This window comes from Desemzia sp. FAM 23990, from assembly GCF_045528485.1.
In the GTDB taxonomy this organism is placed as follows: domain Bacteria; phylum Bacillota; class Bacilli; order Lactobacillales; family Carnobacteriaceae; genus Desemzia.
Genome location: NZ_JBGQQW010000003.1, coordinates 121,731 through 140,635, shown reverse-complemented (window position 1 = coordinate 140,635; position 18,905 = coordinate 121,731). Strand labels below are relative to the sequence as shown.

Annotated in this window: 16 protein-coding genes; 11 read left to right on the top strand and 5 right to left on the bottom strand. The window is 37.1% G+C overall.

Translation table 11 applies throughout. The annotated features are described in order from the left end of the window. Positions 1-218 precede the first annotated feature (218 nt). The 6 genes from gnd to ACEN4I_RS02120 all read left to right on the top strand — a co-directional run bounded on the left by gnd (position 219) and on the right by ACEN4I_RS02120 (position 7,210). Positions 219-1,115, top strand: a complete 897-nt coding sequence (gene gnd, locus ACEN4I_RS02145) for a phosphogluconate dehydrogenase (NAD(+)-dependent, decarboxylating) (protein WP_079650455.1) — start codon at positions 219-221, stop codon at positions 1,113-1,115. Between the two features lie 9 nt (positions 1,116-1,124). Continuing rightward, the gene (locus tag ACEN4I_RS02140; RefSeq protein WP_407097701.1) at positions 1,125-2,675 is read left to right on the top strand and encodes a gluconokinase; all 1,551 of its coding nucleotides are present in this window, start codon (positions 1,125-1,127) and stop codon (positions 2,673-2,675) included. Positions 2,676-2,813: 138 nt separating this feature from the next. Next, positions 2,814-3,572 carry a MurR/RpiR family transcriptional regulator gene (locus tag ACEN4I_RS02135; RefSeq protein ID WP_407102035.1) on the top strand — a complete coding sequence of 253 codons (759 nt, stop codon included), beginning with the start codon at positions 2,814-2,816 and terminating at the stop codon, positions 3,570-3,572. Between the two features lie 165 nt (positions 3,573-3,737). After that, positions 3,738-5,345: an alpha-glucoside-specific PTS transporter subunit IIBC gene (locus ACEN4I_RS02130; protein ID WP_407102034.1), complete on the top strand. Its 1,608-nt coding sequence runs from the start codon at positions 3,738-3,740 to the stop codon at positions 5,343-5,345. A gap of 163 nt (positions 5,346-5,508) precedes the next feature. Then, the gene (locus tag ACEN4I_RS02125) at positions 5,509-6,852 is read left to right on the top strand and encodes a 6-phospho-alpha-glucosidase (protein ID WP_407096208.1); all 1,344 of its coding nucleotides are present in this window, start codon (positions 5,509-5,511) and stop codon (positions 6,850-6,852) included. Between the two features lie 190 nt (positions 6,853-7,042). Next, a complete protein-coding gene (locus ACEN4I_RS02120) occupies positions 7,043-7,210 on the top strand; it encodes a hypothetical protein (RefSeq protein WP_407127503.1) in 168 nt (55 codons plus the stop codon). Between the two features lie 50 nt (positions 7,211-7,260). Here ACEN4I_RS02120 and ACEN4I_RS02115 read toward each other — a convergent pair whose 3' ends face one another. After that, a complete protein-coding gene (locus ACEN4I_RS02115; protein WP_407102032.1) occupies positions 7,261-8,901 on the bottom strand; it encodes a peptide ABC transporter substrate-binding protein in 1,641 nt (546 codons plus the stop codon). A 523-nt stretch (positions 8,902-9,424) separates the two neighbouring features. Between ACEN4I_RS02115 and ACEN4I_RS02110 the strand changes: the two genes are divergently transcribed. Further along, positions 9,425-10,318, top strand: a complete 894-nt coding sequence (locus ACEN4I_RS02110) for a hypothetical protein (RefSeq protein WP_407102031.1) — start codon at positions 9,425-9,427, stop codon at positions 10,316-10,318. Positions 10,319-10,772: 454 nt separating this feature from the next. Here ACEN4I_RS02110 and ACEN4I_RS02105 read toward each other — a convergent pair whose 3' ends face one another. The 3 genes from ACEN4I_RS02105 to ACEN4I_RS02095 all read right to left on the bottom strand — a co-directional run bounded on the left by ACEN4I_RS02105 (position 10,773) and on the right by ACEN4I_RS02095 (position 14,021). Beyond that, positions 10,773-12,017, bottom strand: coding sequence for a DUF438 domain-containing protein (locus ACEN4I_RS02105; RefSeq protein ID WP_407096204.1), 1,245 nt, complete (start codon positions 12,015-12,017; stop codon positions 10,773-10,775). Continuing rightward, positions 12,017-12,247 carry a DUF1858 domain-containing protein gene (locus ACEN4I_RS02100; protein ID WP_407096203.1) on the bottom strand — a complete coding sequence of 77 codons (231 nt, stop codon included), beginning with the start codon at positions 12,245-12,247 and terminating at the stop codon, positions 12,017-12,019. The genes ACEN4I_RS02105 and ACEN4I_RS02100 overlap by 1 nt, the downstream gene beginning before the upstream one ends. A gap of 223 nt (positions 12,248-12,470) precedes the next feature. Continuing rightward, the gene (locus ACEN4I_RS02095) at positions 12,471-14,021 is read right to left on the bottom strand and encodes an FAD-dependent oxidoreductase (protein WP_407102030.1); all 1,551 of its coding nucleotides are present in this window, start codon (positions 14,019-14,021) and stop codon (positions 12,471-12,473) included. Between the two features lie 261 nt (positions 14,022-14,282). Between ACEN4I_RS02095 and pepF the strand changes: the two genes are divergently transcribed. Together pepF and ACEN4I_RS02085 are read left to right on the top strand one after the other, a co-directional pair. Then, a complete protein-coding gene (gene pepF, locus ACEN4I_RS02090) occupies positions 14,283-16,091 on the top strand; it encodes an oligoendopeptidase F (protein ID WP_407096201.1) in 1,809 nt (602 codons plus the stop codon). A gap of 30 nt (positions 16,092-16,121) precedes the next feature. Further along, positions 16,122-16,415, top strand: a complete 294-nt coding sequence (locus tag ACEN4I_RS02085; RefSeq protein ID WP_407102029.1) for a hypothetical protein — start codon at positions 16,122-16,124, stop codon at positions 16,413-16,415. A gap of 114 nt (positions 16,416-16,529) precedes the next feature. Here the strand turns inward: ACEN4I_RS02085 and aroQ are convergent, their stop codons facing one another. Beyond that, entirely contained in the window at positions 16,530-16,970 is a 441-nt protein-coding gene (aroQ, locus tag ACEN4I_RS02080) for a type II 3-dehydroquinate dehydratase (RefSeq protein ID WP_407096199.1), read from the bottom strand. A 209-nt stretch (positions 16,971-17,179) separates the two neighbouring features. Between aroQ and ACEN4I_RS02075 the strand changes: the two genes are divergently transcribed. Continuing rightward, positions 17,180-17,512 carry a PadR family transcriptional regulator gene (locus ACEN4I_RS02075; RefSeq protein WP_407096198.1) on the top strand — a complete coding sequence of 111 codons (333 nt, stop codon included), beginning with the start codon at positions 17,180-17,182 and terminating at the stop codon, positions 17,510-17,512. After that, the gene (locus tag ACEN4I_RS02070) at positions 17,512-18,489 is read left to right on the top strand and encodes a permease prefix domain 1-containing protein (RefSeq protein ID WP_407102028.1); all 978 of its coding nucleotides are present in this window, start codon (positions 17,512-17,514) and stop codon (positions 18,487-18,489) included. Before ACEN4I_RS02075 ends, ACEN4I_RS02070 begins: the two co-directional genes overlap by 1 nt. Positions 18,490-18,905: the final 416 nt, after the last annotated feature.

Genomic DNA, 18,905 nt, shown 5'->3' with positions numbered 1-18,905 from the left:
AAGGTTCCTGGTTTTAGGAACGTTCTTCCAAAAGATGGGCCAGCAAGCGGCGGAGCCGTGCGGTAGCTGACAAGTGTACAAAAATAGAGTGCCTAAACTAGCGGAGTAATAGGACGCTCGAGAAAAATTTGACACAAACGCGAGAAAAGGTGATTTCCTTTTCTCGCTCTTTTTGGTTATAATAGACTAGTAAAAAAAGATAGGGAGTGGAGAGACGGATGGAAATAGGATTAATCGGTTTAGGAAAGATGGGTTACCAACTCGCTTTAAATTTATTGGATAAAGGACACCAAGTTACAGGATACGATGTGATGGAAGCAAGTCGCAAACAAGCAGAGGATGCAGGAATAAAAACTGTTCCTACCTTGAAAGAATTGACGGCAAAAGAAACGGAACGCAAAGTGATATGGATGATGGTACCAGCAGGAAAACCATTAGAATCAGTATTGATTCAATTAATGGAGTTGCTGGTAGAAGGAGATATTCTGATTGATGGCGGGAATTCGAATTACAAAGATTCGATTCGTCATGCAGAACTCGCAGCAGAAAAAGGGCTGCATTTTATGGATTTAGGGACATCTGGCGGAACCAGTGGAGCTCGTAATGGAGCTTGTATGATGATCGGTGGAAATGAGGAAGCCTTTCGCTATATTGAGCCAGTGATTCAACAAATTTGTGTAGAAGATGGGTACTTGTATACTGGAAAATCAGGCAGCGGACACTTTTTGAAAATGGTCCATAACGGCGTTGAATATGGTATGATGCAAGCAATGGGTGAAGGTTTTGAACTCGTTGAAAAAAGTGATTTTGATTTTGATAATGCGGACGTAGCAAAAGTATGGAACAATGGTTCAGTTATCCGCAGCTGGTTAATGGAATTAGCAGAACAAGCTTTCCAAAAAGATGGTCATTTAGATGAAATGACTGGTGCTATGCAATCTTCTGGTGAAGGACAATGGACAGTTGAAACAGGTCTAGAGTTGAAAGTTCCGACACCGGTGATTTCCATGTCTCTGATGATGAGATATCGTTCAATGCAAGAAGATACATATGCTGGAAAAGTTGTTTCAGCATTACGAAATGAATTTGGCGGACATGCTGTTATTAAAAAGTAAAAAGGAAGTGTGGATTTGAGTCAATATGTGATTGGAGTAGATATTGGGACAACCAGTACCAAAGCAGTCCTTTTTCATGCAAATGGACTGGTAATGGATTCGGCTTATGAATTTTATCCGCTGATCAAGGAAAAACCAGAATTTGCGGAACAAGAATTAAGCGCTATCTATCAAGCAGTATTGAGTACTATCAAACAAGTTATTGTAAGCAGTAAAATACCTGCAGAACAAATTGTGAATGTCAGCTTTTCAAGTGCGATGCATAGTTTGATTTTAATGGATGGTAACGATCAGCCTCTTACTCGAAGTATCACTTGGGCAGACAACCGAGCTAACCGTTGTGCTGAAGAGCTGAAATTAGGAAATGGATCAGATATTTACCAACGCACCGGAACACCGATTCATCCTATGTCTCCTTTATGCAAGATTATATGGTTTAAAGAACAACAACCAGAAGTGTTTCAACAGGCTGTTAAATTTATTGGAGTAAAAGAGTATGTTTTTTATCAATTATTTGGCAAATATGTGGTTGATTATTCAGTTGCCTCGAGTACGGGTCTATTTAATATCCATGATTTATCATGGGATACAATGGCGCTGAAAGAAGCCGGAATTACAGCAGAACAACTGCCTCTCGCCGTCACTCCAACTACTCAGGTAAGTGGAATGAAAGAAGAAATTGCTCAGGAACTTGGGCTGAATCCTCAAACACCATTTGTGCTTGGAGGCAGTGATGGTTGCCTGTCTAATTTAGGTGTTGGAGCAATTGAGCCAAAAAATGTGGCTATCACTATTGGCACAAGTGCAGCTGTAAGAATGGTGACGGAAAAACCTTATTTGGATACAGATGAACGAACTTTTTGCTATGTGCTGGATGAAAATCACTACGTAGTCGGTGGAGCGATAAACAATGGCGGTGTTGTGATGGATTGGGCTAAAAATCAATTTTTTAATCCAGCTTTTTTAGAGGAAAATACAGATGAATACAGTGATATGATGGAGCTGATTGCTTCTGTTCCAGCTGGTTCTAACGGGTTATTGTTTCACCCCTATTTAAACGGCGAACGCGCTCCGTTATGGCAAGGAGAAGCTAGAGGATCGTTTTTTGGGATTCATCTGATGCATAAGCAAAAGCATTTCTTAAGAGCAGTATTGGAAGGAATTTGTTTAAATATTTACGATGTATTACATGAAATCACCGAGCAAGCTGGCCGACCGGATAAAATTATTGCGACTGGTGGGTTCTCTCAGTCTCCTGTGTGGCGTCAACTTTTAACGGATGTGGTACAGCAAGATGTTTTTATGCCGGAAAGTTATGAAAGCTCTTGTTTAGGAGCCGTAGTGATAGGGTTGAAGAGTGCGGGGATGATTGCTGATTTAAAAGTTGTTAAATCAATGATCGGCTCTGAACATCAGCATAAGCCAAACGAAATCGAAAGTGCTGTGTATAAAGAAATTTTTCCATTGTACCGCAAATTGAGCCGTCAATTTTCACAGAATTTTATGGAATTGGGCTTGTTGCAGGAAAAGGTTGCAATAACTGAAACTATAATTAAGTGATATCAATTAAGCTCCTTAAAGTAGAAATTAAATTGCTACTTTAGGAGCTTAATTGGCATTGTTGTTTTGTAATATACTATTCGTAATAGATATCGTGCCATTATAAAACAATATATTGGAAAGAGGATGAATAAACATATGGAGCTTGAAGCTATTATTAATAAAAATTATGATCAACTTAATGAAAATGAACTTTCTATTGTTTCCTATATATTACAAAATAAAAAAGAAACTCAAAATATCAGTATCACTAAACTAGCTGAAGTCTGTCATACTTCAAAATCTACAATTCTTAGATTAACACAAAAATTAGGTTTTAGTGGATTTGTGGAATTCAAATACAGTATTAAGCAAAGTAGTGAAATACACAGTGATCCTCATGATGATATGATCGGAAAATTAAAAAATGATATAGAAACGACTTATAAGTTATTTAAACAAACAGATGTAAAAATGATTGTTGAAAAGATTTATCACTCTAAAAGAGTATATAGTTATGGGACTGGATGGGCACAATTAAACGCATTAAATGACTTGAACCGAAATTTTATATTAAGTGGTAAAAATAGTATGATGCTTCAATCTAAAACAGAATTAAAATTGTTGCTATCTGAAATGACTTCAAATGATTTAGTGATTATTCTATCGAAAAGTGGAGATGGGACAGGATTGTCTGAAATTACAAAATTATTATCTTTAAACAAAATTCCTATTTTATCTATTACAGAATTTAAAAACAATGATTTAGCTTCTAAAACAGATTATAACTTGTATTTTCAAAGCTCTGAAATTTATGATAAACATCGCGAAAATACTTCGAAAAAGACTTTTGTAACGGTAAATATAGTATTAGATATGTTATATCGAGAATACATAACATATGAAAACTTATTATAAAAGTAGAAAAATAATAGCATAAGCAAAACAGGGAAGCTTCCCAATTAATGGTAACATTTCCATAGTTGGAGATTGCTTCCCTTTGTTTTTAAACCCTGTTGAGAAAGCGCTTTTATAATGGTATAAAATAATTGTATCAATGAAAAGAAAAGGAGATAAAAAACCATGATGGAAAAATTACAGCGATTTGGTGGAGCAATGTTTACTCCTGTATTACTGTTTGCGTTTGCTGGAATAATGATAGCCCTCTCAACGTTAGCTACGAACGAGCTTATCATTGGAAGTCTAGCAGCAGAAGGAACAGTATGGACTAGAGTTTGGGAAGTATTAGAAGGTGGAGCTTGGGTTGTTTTTGATCATATGGAACTTTTATTTGTCATAGGACTGCCTATTGGTCTTGCAAAAAAAGCAAATGCTCGAGCAGCTTTGGAATCATTAACTATTTATTTAACGTTTAATACTTTTGTAAGTGGAATGATCGAATTCTTCGGTTCTACATTTAATGTAGATTTTTCTCAGGAAGTAGGAGGAGAAAGCGGATTAACCATGATTGCTGGTATCAAAACTTTAGATACTAATATAGTTGGTGCTATTGTTATAGCAGGTATAGCAGTCTGGATACACGATCGCTATTTTGAGACAAAACTACCTGATTGGCTAGGTATTTTTCAGGGTTCTGCTTTAGTGATTATTATTGGCTTTTTCTTGATGATTCCTATAGCTATATTAGTGAGTTGGATTTGGCCAATGATACAAGGAGGAATCAGCTCCTTACAAACTTTCTTATCGTCTTCAGGAACCTTTGGAGTTTGGTTATATGTCTTCCTAGAGATATTGCTAATCCCCACTGGGTTGCATCATTTCATATATCAACCATTTGCTTATGGACCAGCAATTGTCGAAGGTGGAACAACAGCCTACTGGTTAGAAAATTTAAGTACTTTTGCTTCTTCCACTGCTTCAATGAAAGAGCTGTTTCCAGAAGCAGGGTTTACATTCCACAATTATTCGAAAATTTTTGCTCCTCTTGGCATCGCTGCTGCTTTTTATGCAACAGCTAACTCTGATAAAAAGAAAAAAACTTTAGCTTTAGTCATACCTGTAACTCTTACTGCTGTTTTAGCGGGAATAACAGAACCTATTGAATTTACATTTTTATTTATCGCACCGCCGCTTTTCTTGTTACATTCTGTATTAGCTGCAAGATTATCTTCTACAGCTTATATGCTAGGTCTCTCAAGTGATATGGGTGGTGGTTTAATACGTTCCATAGCACAATTCATTATCCCTATGTCGGCTAATCATATGGATCAAATCTTAATTTGGCTAGGGGTAGGACTTACATTCAGCACAATTTATTTCTTCTCTTTCAGATACTTTATCCTGAAATTTGATTATAAAACTCCAGGTAGAGAACTAGATGATGAAGTAAAAATGTACTCTAAAAAAGAATTTAAAGATAAAATGGCGAATGGAAAAGCAGGAAAGACAGCATCCGTACCATCAGTTGAAGGAGCTAATCAATATACGCCTCAAGCAATGCAATATCTAGAAGCTCTTGGTGGCAGAGATAATATTGAAAGTGTAACTAATTGTGCTACTCGTTTAAGAGTAAAAGTAAAATATACTAGTTTACTTGCTTCAGATTCTGATTTTAAAGAAGTAGGAGCGCATGGACTAGTCAAAAAGGGAAATTCTATACAAGTCATTGTAGGACTAGATGTACCTCAAGTGAGAGACCAAGTAGATAATTTACTTTTGAACCAGGAATAACACAGTAATAAGTCTTGAAAAAATGTACAGGGAATATTCCCTAAATTTGGGAGCATTTTCGAAAAAGGGTGTTTGTTCCCTAAATCAGCTAGTTATATTGTAAGGGTTATTAGGAGATGTTATAAATAAAGCAATCAGTTAATAAGAAAGGAAAGATATACAAATGGCTAAAAATTTAAAACCTCAATCTATTGTTATTGCAGGAGGGGGAAGCACTTATACTCCTGAAATCATTTTAATGTTATTAGATAATACAGATACATTACCAATCCGAAAATTAAAAATATACGATAACAATGCTGAAAGACAAAAAATAGTAGCAGATGCAGTAGAAATTATTTTAAAAGAAAAAGCTCCTGATATTGAATATGTGGCAACAACGGATCCAAAAGAGGCTTTTACCGATGTTGATTTTGTTATGGCACATATTCGAGTAGGTCTTTATGAAATGAGAGAACAAGATGAAAAAATCCCTTTGAAATACGGTGTCATTGGACAAGAAACTTGTGGACCAGGTGGGATCGCTTATGGGATGCGCTCAATTGGAGGGGTACTTGAGTTAGTAGACTATATGGAAAAATATTCACCAGATGCTTGGATGTTAAACTACTCTAACCCAGCAGCAATTGTGGCAGAAGCAACAAGAAGATTAAGACCAAATGCTAAAATTTTGAACATTTGTGACATGCCAATTGGTTTAGAAAGCAGAATGGCAAAAATTTTAGGATTAAATTCTAGAAAAGATATGAGTGTTCGTTATTATGGGTTGAATCATTTTGGCTGGTGGACAGATATTCGTGATAAAGATGGCCATGATTTGATGCCTAAATTAAAAGAATACATTTCTCAAAATGGTTATAGTTTAGAAGCTTTAGGAAGTGATCCTAAAGAAAATGACCCAAGCTGGATGTATACTTTCAGAAAAGCAAAAGATGTTTACGAATTAGATCCAAACACGTTACCAAACACTTATCTTAAATATTACTTTTTCCCAGATGAAGCTGCGGAACATTCTGATTTAAATTACACAAGAGCCAATGAGGTAATTGACGGAAGAGAAAAACGTGTCTTCGGAGAATGTATGCGTATTACAGATATGAAGACAGCTAAAGATACTAATTTTCATATTGGGGATCATGCTTCTTATATTGTTGACTTAACTAGAGCTATTGCATATAACACACATGAAAGAATGTTGTTGATTGTTCCTAATAATGGTTCAATTGTAAACTTTGACCCCTCAGCTATGGTAGAAATTCCTTGTATAGTAGGATCGAATGGCCCTGAACCACTAACACAAGGAGAAATTCCTAGATTTCAAAAAGGTTTAATGGAACAGCAAGTTGCTGTTGAAAAATTAGTTGTTGAAGCTTGGATTGAAAAATCTTATCAAAAACTATGGCAAGCATTTGCTACTTCTAAAATTGTTCCAAATGCAGCTGTGGCAAAAGAAATATTAGATGATATGATAGAAGCAAACAAAGAATACTGGCCAGAATTAGAATAAGTAAATGATTATGAAGTCGGCGAGAAAAGAAAAACTATTCTTTTCTCGTCGTTTTTTGTTGAAGAATGGAAATAAGATTGACTGATTTAGACAAAATGGGGGTACAAGTTCGATTTAAACTTGCTAAATAAGAATTACCAACTTATAGATACGACACGATGGAACCAACGGCGCTCGAAAGGGTGCTGGTATGATGAGTGGCTTGCAGGTACAGCACAAGCCAAATGCACACGAAAGTGCTGTGTATAAAGACATTTTTCCTTTGTACCGCAAATTGAGCCGTCAATTCGCGGAAATTTTCGATGAGTTGAACCGATTGCAGAAAAAAATCAATCAGGAAAAAAATGTTGTAAACTAAAAAAACAGCGTTGGTCATGTTTGAACACGATCAACGCTGTTTTTAATGAGTTATTCTTTTGAACCGTCAATGTATGCATATTTGAAGCTGCGGCTTCCAAAAGTTGGTCGGAAGATGTCTTTGACATATGGTTTTTCCAAATACGCTTCTGCGGTTTGGTAAATAGGAGCATCTACATAACGTTCACCTAAAGCGACTTGTTCGATTTCGATCATTGTGTTCCATCGAGCTAGTTTATTATCGAATTGTTGCGTGCTTTTTTCGACCAGTTCATCAATTTCAGGGAACGAGTAGTTTCCGCGGTTGATATCTGTATCAAAGCGTTCAATAAAGTTGATAGGATCAGCGAAATCTGCCAACCAATAAGTCGTAGCTAATTCATAATTTCCAGATTTGACACTATCCAGACGCGAGTTGTCCGGCATTTGACGAATGTCGATGGTCAAACCTTCTAAGTTGGTTTGCAATTCACTTTGAAGGAATTCTGCTAATCGTTTGCTGTCTTCAGTATCCGAAGTAATCAACTCAAACGTCATTGTTTGAATGCCTAGTTCGTCTAAGCCGGCTTGCCAAGCTGCTTGAGCTTCTTCAACATTGTATTCTACAGGGTTTCCGGCATCAGTACGAAAATCAGCACCGGTTTCAGGGTTTTTGGCTAGTCCATAAGGCACGTGACCATAAATCGGTTGAGAGCCGTCTTGCAGAACATTGTTCGTGAATGCTTCGCGATTGATTGCTAGAGATATAGCTTTGCGGATATTCTCGTTTTGCAATTCTGGCACATCATGATTCATTTCAATATAATAGATCCATGCTTTGCTGTTCGTTTTAAAATTGGCATCATCCTTGTATTGAGGAACAAAATTACCGGAAATATCGATACTGTCCAGTTCTCCGGATTCAAATAAGTTGATGCCCGTTCCCACTTCTTTTACCACTTGGTTAGTGATTTCATCTAGTTTAACGGAGTCTTTATCCCAATATTCGTCATTTTTCACATATTTCCAAGAATCGCCTTCTGCAGCGCTCCAGTCTGAAAGGACGAAAGGACCATTATAGATCGTCTCATCAGCGCTCAACCCATAATTGTCTCCTTGCTCCGTCACAAACTCCCGATTTTGTGGGAAGTAACTAGGAATAGTCAATAAATCAAGGAAGTAAGGAACCGGTTGTTCTAACGTTACTTCTAATGTTTTTTCATCGATGGCTGTAACGCCTAATTCACTAACATCAGTTCCATCATTCAAAATGGATTCGGCATTCTTGATGATACCGGAGAATAGGTAGGCATATCCTGAGCCATTATTGGGATCGACCATCCGTTGCCAAGCAAACACGTAATCGTCTGCAGTGACAGGTGTTCCGCTCGACCAATTTGCATCCTCTCGTATATTGAATGTGTAGGTCAGTCCATCTTCAGATACTTCAGGAAGCTCTGCTGCATTTGCAGGAACGATCTTGCCTTCAAGATCATACGCAGTCAATCCCTCAAAAACATTGTTCATCGGAGTGAAGTTTGTTGTGGAAAGAGTGGTATCCATGGTGTCCATTTCCGATTCAGCAGCTAAATTCAAGACTTGTTCGGCATCTTGAGAAGCTGGTTGATCTTGATTGGAACCGTTGCTGCAAGCACTTAAAACAGCTAATGTGGCAAGCGATAATAAGGTTGTTAATGTGAAAGTTTTTTTCATATACTTATGGTCTCCTTCTGTAGTGTTTTCTAAGAAACGGACTTTACTCAATAGAAAATAATTATCGTTCTTCTCTTGTAAAAAAGGAAAGTTAAACGACAGAAAAGCTACATGCAAGAGAATAAGAAAACGGCTCCTATGAAAACGTCCTTGTAAGAAATAATTATAGCATAAAAAGTAAGTAAGCAGAAGGGTCTGATTCGGATAAACCAAGTCTCATGTAAGTACCATTGTCATCTCTGACATCTGTACGAAGAGCTTTTTTCTTTTTAATCAAGTTGAGTAGACAGTTTTCTTATAATTTTGAGGAATTGAGTTTGTTGAAAGAACGGATAAAAAGAGAAGAAAACATGATGAAATAGCTTCTTTAGAGTTAAATATAGGTTTGAATGAAATGTGTCAATGGTAAGCGTAATTAGAAGGTTCTACTAAAAAAATGATTTAAATTTAGAACAAAAACTATTTTTAAAGGTATAATTATATACGTTATGAAAACGTTTGTTATCAGGAGGAGTGGAGAATTATGGTAGATAAAGTAAAAAAAATAGCTCATCGAATTTTTAGTTATTTAGGAGAAATAACTAAAAAAGCATCAAAGAATATGCCAGACGAAAAGAAGGCACAATTAAAAAAGAGAATGAAAATAAGTGCAGCAGTTCTAATTGTATTTTTTATTCTCTCTTTTATCGTGACAATTGATTCTGCTAATGCACGTCAAGATGAGTTGAGTATGCAGATTTCAGATTTACAAAAGAAAATTAATAGTAAGAATGCTTCTTACAATGTATTAGAGTCAGAAAATAACGAATTAGAAGCAAATAATAAAAAATTAAGTCTATTAAAAACGGAGTATGAAGCATATAAAGAAAAAATGACTCCCTATGAAGAACTAGAAAAATCGGAAGCAGACGCAAAAAAAGCAGAAGCAGATGCAAAAAATGCTGAGTTAAAAAAGAAAGAAGCAGAAGAAAAAGCTAAAAAAGAAGCGGAAGAAAAAGCTGCAGCAGAAGAAAAGAAAGCAAAAGCAGAAGCAGAAGCAGCGAAGAAAAAACAAGAAGAAGAAGATGAACTAGCAAGAATAGAGGCTGAAGAAGCTAAAGGATATGAAACAGGAATAACTTTTGATCAATTAGCTCGGACACCAGATGATTATTTTTATAAAAAAGTGAAGTTCTCAGGTAAAGTTGTGCAAGTAATGGAAGGAGAGGGCACGACTCAAATTAGATTTGCTGTGGATGATGATTACGATAAAATTATTTATGCTGAAATTTCGTCTGATTTAACTAATAATAATCGTTTATTAGAAGATGATTATGTAACACTTTCTGGTATTTCAATGGGGCTTTTAACATATGAATCTACCATGGGAGGAGAAATAACGATTCCTTCTATTGTGGTTGATAAGATTGATAGATAAAGAGGTTCGAAAAGTACACCTCTGTTACTGAAAATGATCAGTAGCAGGGGTGTACTTTTTTTATTGGTTTACTTTTGTTAAATCCATCCGTTTACGGATCAAGTGAGCATTAAATTGACTGTCACTTGAAGAATAAAACAGGTTTACTAGTTGAGTGAGGGCAGAATGACTCGTCACTTGACTAATAAAGTGAGTTTATTAGTCAAGTGAGTGGTAGAACAGGTATCACTTGACTAATAAAGAACCGTTAATGTGTCATTTTGCAGTGAGAAGGAAACTAGTTGCTTTTGTTCCAACTTATTTTAGGCTAAATACCTTGCTGGTTACTTTTTTAGACGCATCGTACTAAGAAGTGCACGCCCCTAAAAGCAAAACGACTAGAGTTAGATGAGAAGCATCTAGCTCTAGTCATTCAAGTTTTTTTCGGTAAGCTGTATGCCGTGTTCCCAGCTCTTTAATCTTCAATAGTTCTTCGTTCTGTTCCGTCTAAGTCAATAATCGATTGAATAGGCTGGACGTATTCTAAAGTCCCCATGTAAGTACCGTCTTCATCTCTGACAGCTGTGTAGGTGACCATAACGAATTCGCCTCGAGCATGGAACCAGAGTGTCTCTGAATCCTTTGTACCAGTTTTGAAGTCAGCTATTAATTGTTTTACGATAGGTTGGCTTTTAGGAGGATGACAATTTTCTACTTGTCGCCCGATAGCGTTTTTAGTACGCGGAAAAAGCTTTCTGCCGGTACCGACATTAAAGTATTTCACCGTATCATTAGCATCTACAAAAGATAATTCAAGCGGAAGCAAGTTCAGCATTTTTTCCAATTCATTCGGTGTCAAATGTCCAACTTTAAAGTGAATATTGGTGTCTTTTTCACTTGTTTCGACTTCTGAATCTTCTATATCTTCAAATGTAGTCCGCTCAGGAACCCATTTAGATTCTGGACGAACAATGCAATAGCCGATTTCATCTGATTCGTCATTGATTTTGATCCAATCATCTTCATTAAAGACATCTGTAATCATAGGAATCAAAATTTCTTCTTCTTTGACAATCATTTCTTCCAACTCGTATTTTAAGGACGCGAATTCTTCTTGCAAATGATCTAGTTGATCTTGTTCAAGTGACTGTTTCACTTGTTTAAATAGAGCGCGAATTTCGTCGTCTACTCCCCACATGACTTTAGGAGGAGCTGTGATACCGTAACGCTCCATAATCGGAAACAGAGAGTTTTCCTTGCGCGCATAATGATTGTCAAACTGCCAAAGAATAGACAGTTGCTTCAATAACCCGTCTTTAATCTCTGCTTCTGGTTGCAGAAGATACGCTTCCAGTAAACGACGAATGCGATCCAAACTGCTTTCGATCGCTAAATTTTCTTGTTTTAGGACATGGATGGGATGCCCAGGTTTCTTAAATTCATCTGATTGATTTTCTGGATTGTTGATGGTTCCGATAAACATAGAAGCATGGATATTGCATAATTTTTGAATATCTTCTACGACAACACCTTCCCCAAGCAATCTGCGTTCCATAACCGAGATTTCAAAGGCACTGATACCAGAAAAATGTTCTTCAAAATCTTTCTTTACCAAATCTTTGTCTTCGCCAGCATGCAATCTTAAAAGCAAATCTTTCAAAATAGATTGCCTCTGTTCTAATTCAAGGGCTCTTTTTCCTTTATGGGGATTTTCTGTCATTAGGCAATCTCCTCAACACTAAAACCATGTTCTTCCAATTGAGCAATCAAGTCAGCATGATTTAAACCGATTTGTTCCGCACCTTTATTTAAAGGCATCATTCGACCAACTGTATTCAATAAGCCGTCATTTTGTAGAGGAGTAAATCCTAGTTGGACCAAAATACCTTTTAACTCAGGGTATTGTTGAATTAATTGATAGACCGTTTCATTGAGATTGATTTTTTTCATTGTTTTCAACCTTTCAAATTAGAATGATATACTCATTCGTTACGTTATTCACAATAAGTGGTTGATTTCATTTTAAAATAAATGCTTATCATTTTCAATAAGGATAGCCGTCAGGTTTGTTAGAATATGAATTTTTTTCACAAAATAGTCATCATATAAGGGGAATTACCCATAAAGGACTGTCTCGAATCAAGACAGTCCAAAAATCATTCACTGATATGGTTTACATTTGCGAATCGGGGTGTTCTAACGGTTTTACAGCTGGCCCATCTAAGACAGCTCCGTTATAAGAAAAGCGCGAACCATGACAAGCGCAATCCCATGAACGTTCTGCATCATTCCAATCAAGGTTGCAGCCTAAGTGAGTGCAGACTGGAACGGTTTGATGCAGCTGACCTTGTTTATCTCGATAGGCGCCCACTTTCTTTCCATGTACATGAACTAGGCCGCCTTCATCTAGTAAAAGGTCTTCTAAATTTTTATCCGGACGTTTTAATTTGCCGGTAACAAAATCTTTTGCGACAGCTGAATTCTTTTTCAAGAAGGTTTGAGTATCGCTAAGTTTCAATTTTTTACGAGTAGGGTCAAAAAGAGAAGCATAACTGTTTTCTGTACCTAAAATAGAGTCTGCTAACAGTTTTCCGGCCATAGCTCCTGCAGACATGCCCCATTTATTGAATCCTGTAGCTACTAATACAGCCTCGGTTTGCTTCGTCATCTGTCCAATATAAGGGAGTTTATCTAGTGTTTGCAGATCTTGACTAGACCAAAGATGAAGAGGGCTTTGCGCAGCAAAATACTTTTTGCCAAAAGCGTCCAAATCTTGGTAATGAAAAATCGTTTTGCTGGAGCTTTTACCGGTTTGATGTCCTTCACCGCCAATCAATAAAAGAGGGATACCGTCAGCGCCTTGAACAGAACGGATCGAACGCGTCGGCTGTTCTGCGTTGATGTACATGCCTTCAGGAATTTTACTAGCAGTGCGCATCACCATCGCGTAAGAACGATGGATGGAGAGGCGCGTAAAATATAAGCCGTCTGCATCATTGATTGGGTAATGAGTGGCCAGAATAACTTTTTGACAGAGTATAAGAGAGTTGTTTTCGGTTAAAATCATAGGTGTCTTTTCTTTAATGACTTCTACAGCACGCGTGTGTTCATAAATTTGTCCGCCTAAGCGCACAATTTCTTGGACCAACACCGTTAAAAAACGAACCGGACCAAATTGAGCTTGGTCGTACATCACTAATGCTTCTTTGATAGGGAAAGGCAAGTCTGCTTTATCTTTGGTTAATGCTCCTTTAATCCCTAAAGTCTGGTAAGCTTCAGCTTCCTTTTCCAGTTTTTTTTGACCCTTATCCGTTTCTGCGTATACAAAAGCATCTTTTGTTTCATAAGCACAATCAATCTGCAGCTCTTCGATGAGTTGTTGGATAAAATGCAAACCATCAATATTTGCTTCATAATAAAGTTTAGCTTTTTCTTTGCCAAAGGTCTGAATCAAGTCATCATAAATCAAGCTATGCTGAGCGGTAATTTTTGCAGTTGTATGTCCAGTTACCCCGCTGATTAAACGATCAGCTTCAATGAGGACAACTTTCTTGCCAGACTTTGCTAACAGATATGCGCTGATAATGCCGACTATCCCAGCACCGACAATACCGATTTCAGTAGTATGATTTTCTTCTAAGGCTGGAAATTGAGGAGTAGCTTGCTGAGCTGTCCAAAAAGATTTAGGAAAAGGTAGGGAATCTTTGGTTCCTTGAGAATTCATTGAATCATCCTCCTTAATAAATAGGCATGAGTAAGAACAGAGAATGGGATATAGTAATCGGATGAAATTAAACGATGGTGTTCAAGCTGAGTGTAGCACTAGTGGGATAAAAATGTAAAAAGATATCATTTGTTATGCAAAGAAAAAACGAGTACAAATTTCACCAGAAAGGGTTTTACTTCTAAAAGTAAGTGGTATACTGTAAGCAGTAAATGAAAAACTTCTCATCTTAATGAGAAGGCAGAAAAAGGAGTAGACGGAATGGCACAAGAAGAACTGAAAAATCGTGCAGATGTGCAAGAAGAATTGACTTGGGACATCAGTGCATTATATGAAACAAAAGAAGATTTTGAAACAGCAATTGAAAAATTAAAAGCAGCAGTAGATAAATTTGTCCAAGATTATGAAGGCAAACTGACGGATACTGACACTATAGTGAAGGCTTTAAAAGAGTATGAACAGATTCAAGAAACAGCTGCATATACTAATCACTATGCATTTTTGCCGGCAACTACTGATTTAACGAATCCAGAGTATGTGCAGTTGTCTCGGTCGACAGACAACTTATTTGCAGAAATCGGAGCTAAATTAGCCTTTTTTGATTCTGAATTAAAACTGGCACCAACGAATGTGTTAGATGAAGTTGTTGCAGAAATACCTCGATTGGCTTCATTTATTCGCCATATTAAAGCAGACAAAAACATTCAATTGGATCCCGCTGTAGAAAAAGCGTTGGCTCAATTGTCGCCAACGTTAAATGCACCAAGTGAAATTTACGAACAAGCGCGATTGGCCGATATGGACTTTGGTTCTTTCACTGTAGAAGGGAAAGAGTATCCATTAAGTTTTGTGTTATACGAAGATTACTATATGTACCATGATGACACAGCTATTCGCCGTGCTGCATTTGATAAATTCTCGCAAGTATTGAGCCAATACCAAAATACTATCGCGACAACGTATTACACAGAAGTTCAAAAAGAAAAAACAATGGCTTCGATGCGCGGTTTTGATTCTGTGATTGACTATTTATTGTATGATCAAGAAGTCGACCGCGATTTATACAATCGCCAAATCGATACTATCATGAACGACTTAGCGCCTGTCATGCAAAAATACATCACTCATGTCAAAGAAGTACGCGGCTTAGATAAAATGACTTATGCCGATTTGAAAATTGATTTAGACCCCGAGTATTCTGTGGAAGTAACTGTTGAAAAGTCTAAAGAATTGATCGAAGATTCCATCAGTGTTCTAGGGGAAGACTATGTTAATCGTATCATGAAAGCTTATCCAGAACGCTGGGTAGATTTTGTGCAAAATAAAGGGAAGTCTACGGGTGGATTCTGTTCTTCACCTTACAAAAAGCACCCTTTCATTTTGATGTCTTGGACCAACCAATTATCAGATGCTTACACGTTGATTCACGAATTGGGACATGCTGGACAAGGGATGTTGTCTGCTGAAAACAATTCGATTTTAGGAGCAGATCCTTCATTGTATTTGATTGAAGCGCCATCTACTTTTAATGAATTGTTGCTGACAGAATCCTTGCAACGCAAGAGCGATGATGATCGTATGGATCGTTTTGTATTGACTAAAATGCTGACGAACACCTATTTCCACAACTTTATCACTCATTTGCTGGAAGCTGCTTACCAACGCGAAGTATACGAATTGATCGATGCAGGAAAGAGCTTTGATGCAGCCAAATTGAGTGATATCAAGCGTTCTGTATTGGAACGATTCTGGGGAGATGCAGTAGAAATCAATCCAGGAGCAGAATTGACTTGGATGCGTCAAGTCCACTATTACATGGGCTTGTATTCATACACTTACTCAGCAGGATTGACAATTGCTACTCAAGCCTTCTTGCGTGTCAAAGAAGAGGGAGAGAGTGCTGTCCAAGATTGGTTGAAATTCTTAGCATTAGGAGATCAATACACATCTGCTGAAGCTGCAGCTGTTGCCGGAGTAGATATCACTACTTCAAAACCCTTAGATGACACTATTCAATACTTGAATGAATCAGTAGATCGAATTATTGATTTGAGTTCACATTTGAATTAAAAGGATAGTTACAGGGAGTTAGAATGCTGGATGATTAAAATAAGAACAAGATGGACTCAAGAAATTTTTTTAGGGATCCAAGCGGTAACGTTTATCTTTTTAGTGATGCAAACACAGTTGGGGGATTATGGGAACATAGCCATTAGTTTAACGTTGCTTACCAGTTGTTTAGGGTTATTTATGGTTGCCTTTTCCGTTTTTAGTATTCCCGCTGAAAAGAAGAGCAAAATGATCTTAGTCAGTATTTTTTGCCTCTCCTTGCTGTCGATTGGCTGGATCGTCATCTCAGCGTTTATCCAATTCATTGTAGAAAGTATGCCGTAAACAAAAAAGGAGGATTGTCTCATTTTCGAGACAGTCCTCCTTTTTTGACGAATAGTTTTGATAAAGCAACGAACTTTATCAGTAGCCTGTCTCAGGTACTCAAAAATAAGGGGTCTATTTTTGAGCAGCTGCAACAGCTGCTCGGATACCCAAAAGATAACTTTCTGCTCCAAAGCCCGAAATCTGTCCTGTTACGATATCGGAAAAGACGGATTTTTTACGGAATTCTTCGCGAGAATGAATATTGGACATATGTATTTCTACGATAGGGACAGTCAATACATCTAATGCATCACGGATAGCGTAGCTGTAATGTGTCCAAGCACCAGCGTTCAGGACCACTCCGTCAGCTCCGGTCAAAAAGGCTTCGTGTATTTTTTCCACCATTTCGCCTTCATGGTTTGTTTGGAAAGTTTCGACTTCAATACTTAACTCGTTCGCTAATTCTTGAATATTTTCATTGATTTCATCAAGGGTAGTCATGCCATACTGTTTTGGATCACGTTTCCCGAATAAATTATGGTTTACACCATGCAACATAAATAATTTTGTCATAATAGCCGCTCCTTTTAGTTAGAAGGAAAAGTTCCATGTATTAAGGACAGTTCCTATCAGATGAATCAATTGTATCGTACTTAAAGTTTCAACTCCACCAGATTCTATGGTGAAAGTTTTTTTATTTGCTGTCCCTTTTTACTATACCTGTCGTAGTAATCATGATATACTTTAATTACTACGACAGATGAAGTAAATGAGGTGAGGTTTTGGTTACAAGTGATGTCATGCGGGGATTTAATAGTTTGATTATTTTGTCTATTTTGATGAAGGAGGATAATTATGGTTATCAAATCTCAAATTTGATAAAAGAGAAGACCGATGGTGAATATATGATGAAAGAAACGACGTTGTATTCTGCGTTTAATCGTCTGGAAAAGCAAGCGTTGATTCAGTCTTATTCTAAATCCGAAACAAAAGGAAAGCCGCGCACGTATTACAAAATCACCCCTCTTGGTATCGAAGAATATTTTGAAAAACTGGTGGAATGGGAAGCAGTTCAGACCATCATTCAAAGGTTTATTAAGGAGGAGAAAAAGTAATGGATACGATACAAAATTATGTAGAGTCGGTTTTTGTCAATTTGCCAAGGACTCCTGAAATGATGAGACTAAAAGAAGAAATGCTCAGCAATATGGAAGATAAATATTTTGAATTGAAAGAGTCGGGTCGGAGTGAAAATGAGGCTATTGGAACAGTTCTGGCTGACTTTGGGAATATTGATGAGATCATAGAGGAGTACGAATTGGAACTGGAAGATGAAAATAATGATGTGATTTACTTTTCGGAAGAAGAAGCAGACGCATTCTTAAATCATCGTACCAAATTTGCGATGGGAATTGCTTTAGGCGTTTTTCTATGTATCTTAGCCCCAGCAATATTGCTGCTTTTACAAGGGATATATCATTTGGTTCCCTTCCTTCAATTTATATCTGAAGATACCATGAGCGTTCTATCTTTGATTCCTTTTTTCTTGATGATCGCCATTGCAGTGGGGATGTTTATTGTGTTAGGAATGAAAGAAGACCAATATAAACTGGAATACCGTTCGATTACATTGGAACGATCCATTCGGAACTATTTGCAAAGAGAGAAGACGGAGTTTCAGCCTAGATTTGCCAAAGCAATTGCTTCAGGAGTCGTCTTATGTATTTTAGCTCCGGTATCCTTATTGATTGCTACTCTTTTTTTAGGAGATGAAAATGGGTTAGCGGTTGTTTTCTTGCTGAGTTTTGTAGCTGCTGGAGTGTTTCTGTTTGTTTTCTACGGCATTCAGTATGCTACCTATGAAAGGCTGCTTGCAGAAGGAGACTACACTCCTGAAAAATTAAAAGTAGAAAAAACTTCTGAAAATATTGCGGGGATCGTATTTCCCATAGCAGGTGGAATCTATGTCATATCCGGTTTTCTATTTGATGCTTGGGGAACAGCATGGATCATTTTTCCCATTGCAGGTATCTGTTTTGCAATTTTTTCAGCGGTATACCATAGTTATTTGACGATGAAACGGAAAAGGTAGACTGTTCAGCAGCTGGTTCTCCACTATTTGACGTAAGTAATAGTCACAAAAAGAATGCAGTGTGTTCTTTGCTGCACATACCATGCTGACAAGCTTTGAGCCATAGTTTTTGGCTCAAGGGTAATGGCTCCCAAAAGTTAGAGTAACATCTAAGTTTTTTGGGGCCTTTTTTTATGGCAAAGTAAAGTTTAATGAAGTATTTAAGCTGCATGATGAACGAAGAAACAGTATTTCTCATCCATTTTAGGTGTAGAACATCAAGGAAGTAACCTGCATGATGAATAAAGGTGTTTGAACATCAAGGAAGTAATCTTCATGATGAAGAATAGCGATTGAACATCAAGGAAGTAATCTTCATGATGAAGAATAGCGATTGAACATCAAGGAAGTAATCTTCATGATGAAGAATAGCGATT